Annotated in this window: 7 protein-coding genes and 1 pseudogene; all 8 read left to right on the top strand. The window is 69.4% G+C overall.

What is annotated here, in order from left to right; genetic code table 11:
* A pseudogene (locus tag AB0M20_RS31315) lies at positions 1 to 269 on the top strand (cell division protein FtsK); the annotation flags it as partial.
* Entirely contained in the window at positions 266 to 454 is a 189-nt protein-coding gene (locus tag AB0M20_RS31310) for a hypothetical protein (RefSeq protein WP_364303933.1), read from the top strand. The pseudogene AB0M20_RS31315 and the gene AB0M20_RS31310, both read left to right, overlap by 4 nt.
* Before the next feature lie 116 nt (positions 455 to 570).
* Positions 571 to 1,086 (top strand): hypothetical protein, encoded by a 516-nt coding sequence (locus AB0M20_RS31305; protein ID WP_364303931.1) that lies wholly within the window; start codon positions 571 to 573, stop codon positions 1,084 to 1,086.
* Positions 1,083 to 1,514, top strand: coding sequence for a hypothetical protein (locus tag AB0M20_RS31300; protein WP_364303929.1), 432 nt, complete (start codon positions 1,083 to 1,085; stop codon positions 1,512 to 1,514). Before AB0M20_RS31305 ends, AB0M20_RS31300 begins: the two co-directional genes overlap by 4 nt.
* 782 nt (positions 1,515 to 2,296) lie before the next feature.
* Positions 2,297 to 2,638 carry an RRQRL motif-containing zinc-binding protein gene (locus AB0M20_RS31295; RefSeq protein ID WP_364303934.1) on the top strand — a complete coding sequence of 114 codons (342 nt, stop codon included), beginning with the start codon at positions 2,297 to 2,299 and terminating at the stop codon, positions 2,636 to 2,638.
* On the top strand, positions 2,635 to 3,090 hold the full coding sequence (locus AB0M20_RS31290; protein ID WP_364303928.1) for a hypothetical protein: 456 nt from the start codon (positions 2,635 to 2,637) through the stop codon (positions 3,088 to 3,090). Before AB0M20_RS31295 ends, AB0M20_RS31290 begins: the two co-directional genes overlap by 4 nt.
* On the top strand, positions 3,087 to 3,356 hold the full coding sequence (locus AB0M20_RS31285; RefSeq protein ID WP_364303927.1) for a hypothetical protein: 270 nt from the start codon (positions 3,087 to 3,089) through the stop codon (positions 3,354 to 3,356). The genes AB0M20_RS31290 and AB0M20_RS31285 overlap by 4 nt, the downstream gene beginning before the upstream one ends.
* The coding region (locus tag AB0M20_RS31280; RefSeq protein ID WP_364303926.1) for a hypothetical protein at positions 3,353 to 3,853 on the top strand (501 nt) is incomplete at its 3' end. The genes AB0M20_RS31285 and AB0M20_RS31280, both read left to right, overlap by 4 nt.

The following is a 3,853-nucleotide window of genomic DNA, read 5'->3' as shown; positions in this document are numbered from 1 at the left end:
CGTGGCGGTTCGCCGGCCGCTGCACCACCGACGCCTCGTCCGACATCGTGCTCGGTCGTGGCTGGGCCGCCCGCGGCTACAGCGCCGTGTCCGTCGACCCGACCAACCAGGGCTGCGGCTACCTCATCTCCGAAAGCGGCACTCCCGCCCTGACCAAAGGCGCGTACCTCAGCAACGCCGACATCATCCGCGTCGCCGATTACGCCGCCTGGACCCGACGCACCCGCAAAACCACCAACCAGCCCACCGAATTGAGGGCCGTCGCATGACCGTCATCGCCGTGCTCATCCCGCGCCTGTGCTACCGCACCGGCCGCGTCGTCGCCATCCGCTGCACCTCGTGCCGGGCCTGGCGCGACCCCCGGCAGTTCACCCGCCGCTCCAACACCTGCCACGGATGCTCTTACGGCGCAGCCCGCCGACGCATCACCGCCCGCGCCCACCGGCGCGGCTGACCACCCGGCACCACCAGCACCACCCGATAGGAACGGCCGACGAACCGGGACCAGAGCCCTAGGAAAGCTGCCCGGCCCGCCGGCCACCACCACCGCCCACGAAAGGACGTGGCGTCATGCACCGTACCCAAAATCCGACCGCTCCCGCCTCCGACACCGACGGACTCGCTGCCGTCACCCCGGCTGACATCCTGCGCGGAGCCGCCCGCTACCTCGACCTGCACGGCTGGACTCAAGAGCTTTACTACAGCGGCGGGCCCGAGGACGCCTTCCCGCCCGCCTGCGTCGACGGCGCGATCGGCATGGCCGCCTACGGCCGCGTCACCATGATCCCCGGCGACGAGACCGACAACCCCGGCTTCCGCGACTACAACCTCGCCGCGACCTACTTCAACGGCTACCTCGCCGACAGCGGCGCCTACGCCAACCCCGACGAGCCGTACCCGTTCCACTGGAACGACGACTCAGCCCGCACCAAAGCCGAAGTCATCACCGCCCTGCGTGCGGCCGCCGACGAATACGACTGGCAGCACGCCACCGAGGAACAGCTCGAAACCTACGCCGAAATGGCGTATGCCAACGAGACCGTACCCACCCGTGAGGGCTTCCTCGCCTGGCTCGGTGCCCGATGAGCACCCCCGCCACCATCACCGCTCTGCCGGTTGGCAACACCGACACGGTCCTCGACCGCGCCGCCGACTACCTGACCCGCCATGGGTGGAACCCGGCCAGCCTCTACGACGCCCACGACGGCTGCACCCGAAAGTGCCGTGTCCATCGCACCGGCACGTACCCGGCCTGCATGGTCGGCGCGGTCCGCGCCGCCGTCTTCGGCCATCCCCGCTGGTACCTCGACACCGCCGAGGTCACGGCGCTGCACGACTACACCGCCGCCGTCGAGTGGCTCAACACCTACCTCATCGCCTACGGCCACGCCGGCCACCGCGCCCCGGTCTTCGCCTGGGAGAACGCGCCTGGCCGCACCCGCATCCACGCCATCGCCGCTCTGCAGTACGCCGCCAGCGCGTACCGCGCCCACACGCGGAGGACCGCCGCATGACCACCACTGTTCTCGACACCCGTGACGTGACACGTACGTGTCAACCCGCCTTCACCACCGCCGGTCTGCTGACCGCACTCGAATCCGCCTGGGCCGCGATCCGCGCCCGCCATCCCGAAGTACCCGACGCCGTCCTGATCGTCGGCTCCGGCTCGCCCGCCAAAGGAAGTCAATCACTGAAGTGGGGCCACTACGCCACCCTGCGCTGGCAGTCCGGTGACGCCCAACTTCCCGAAGTCCTCGTCTCCGGCGAAGGACTCAAGCGCACCCCGGCCGAGGTGTTCACCACCCTGCTGCACGAAGCCACCCACGGCCTCGCCGACGCCCGCAACATCCAAGACACCTCCCGGCAGGGCCGGTGGCACAACAAGAAGTTCGCCGCCCTCGCCGCCGAACTCGGCCTCACTGCCGAGAAAGACGACAAGCTCGGCTACTCACCCTGCACGCTGACCGACAGCGCAGCAGCCGCCTACGCGGCCACCATCACCGCCCTCGGCACCGCGCTGCGCGCGTACCGGCACCCGGAACTGACCGAGGGCCAGCAACGCACGAACAACAACAACGGCGTCTCCTGCGAGTGCGAATGCCCCCGCAAGATCCGCCTCTCTGTGACCGTCTTCCAAGAGGGCGGCCCGATCGTCTGCGCTGACTGCAACGCCGCCTTCCTGCCCGAAGACGTCGACCGCGACAGCTACGACCACCCCGCGTTCGGCCAGCCCTGCACCCACGGCGATCAGGCGGACGCCCAGCCGGCCACCGACGACTCCGACCAGGAGGACCCGATGGTGTTCTACGACCCCACCGGCGAGCGGTACGGCATCCCCACCTACCCGTTCAAGATGGCCCCGACCGGGCTGGCCACCGTCCGCCAACTCCGCGCCCGGAACCTGCGCCCCGGCGGTCAAGACGTTGCGGCGCAACTGATGTGGCGCAAAGGAAAGCGCGTCGCCTACCTATACCGCATCGATCTCGCGCAACCCAAGCGCGTCGCCACCGCCGCGCAGCTCGCGGCGCTCGACAAGGCGCTCACCGCGCGCCGCACCTGCCCCGCCTGCCGAGCTGTGAAGCCCTACTACATCCCGCGTCGCACCGGCGCCTGCCTCGACTGCGGAGGCACCCCGTGAACACACCCACCCTTTGCCCCGCCTGCCTGTGCGAACTTCCCGACGACTACCCGTTCGACCACATCGCCATCGACCGCGCGCTCACCGATGAACCGCGCCTGTTCGCCCGTATGCCTCGCGCCGAACGGATCGAGACCGTCCTTACTGGACTGCGGCGAAACCTGAGTATGTCCACGATCGCCGCGCGTCTGCGGTGCAACGTCGACCGACTCCGCGCACTCCTACCAGCCGATCACCCCGAATCCGCGGTTCAGCGCCGGGCAGCGGCCGCCGCCGAACGCCGCGCACTCGAAACCGCTGTCGCCAGCCTGTGGCGCCAACACCTGCCCGACACCGAGATCTCAATGCGTCTCGACCGCAGCGTCTACAAGATCGCAGACGTTCGCCGCGCCCTCGGCCTGCCAACTCATCCCACCACCCGCCGATGGGCAACCCCCGGAGGTCCCCGATGAGCACCTCGACCATCGACTGCCCGTTCTGCATCGACACCAACATGCCCGCCGGACGCGACGACGCCATCGGCGAACTGTTCGAACGCTGCCCTGAATGCACCCAGCCCTGCCCGCATTGCGACGGCATCGCCGTCTACCCGGCCAACTACAACACCCCACTCGAACTCGCCGCTGACCTGGCCGTCCTGCGCCTCGCGCCGGTCTTCTGCCTCGGCTGCCACGGCGTCATCGCCCTGTCCACCCTAGGCCCGGAGGACACCCCATGACCGCCACCACACCCATACCTGCCACGAAACCCGAGCCACGTAAGCGATCCACCGCCGACACCCTGCAAGTCGGCGTCCTGGTCCTCATCGTCCTGTTCGTCGGCCTGATGGCCGGAGCCGCCTCGTTCCACCACGTCAAAGACTGGACGATCGACAACAGCCCGAACGGCACCCCGGCCTGGTTCGGCTGGGCCAACGCCGTCATCAGTGAACTGATCCCTACCGCATCCATCATCGAGATCGGCCGCCGCCGACGCCGCAACCCGCACACGTCGGTGCGCTACCCGATGGTCCTGCTCGTCGGCGCCGTGCTGTTCTCGCTGACCGCGCAGCTCGCCGTCGCCAAGCCCGGCCTGTCCGGCTGGGTGGTCTCCGCCCTCCCGGCGCTGGCCTTCCTCGGCCTGTCCAAGCTCGTCTTCACCGCCACCGCACCACCCCGGCCCACCACTGACCCGGTCACGGCACCCCAGCCGGCCACCTCGCCCGCCACGTCACCC

It is taken from the genome of Actinoplanes sp. NPDC051633, from assembly GCF_040681735.1.
Taxonomy (GTDB): Bacteria; Actinomycetota; Actinomycetes; order Mycobacteriales; family Micromonosporaceae; genus Actinoplanes.
The sequence above is the reverse complement of the archived record's forward strand: the minus strand, read 5'-3'. Positions and strand labels throughout refer to the sequence as shown.

Excerpts from the sequence above, each read along its gene's own strand:
- AB0M20_RS31310 (WP_364303933.1), top strand. The coding sequence starts at position 266 with ATGACCGTCATCGCCGTGCTCATCCCGCGCCTGTGCTACCGCACCGGC.
- AB0M20_RS31305 (WP_364303931.1), top strand. The coding sequence starts at position 571 with ATGCACCGTACCCAAAATCCGACCGCTCCCGCCTCCGACACCGACGGA.
- AB0M20_RS31300 (WP_364303929.1), top strand. The coding sequence starts at position 1,083 with ATGAGCACCCCCGCCACCATCACCGCTCTGCCGGTTGGCAACACCGAC.
- AB0M20_RS31295 (WP_364303934.1), top strand. The coding sequence starts at position 2,297 with ATGGTGTTCTACGACCCCACCGGCGAGCGGTACGGCATCCCCACCTAC.
- AB0M20_RS31285 (WP_364303927.1), top strand. The coding sequence starts at position 3,087 with ATGAGCACCTCGACCATCGACTGCCCGTTCTGCATCGACACCAACATG.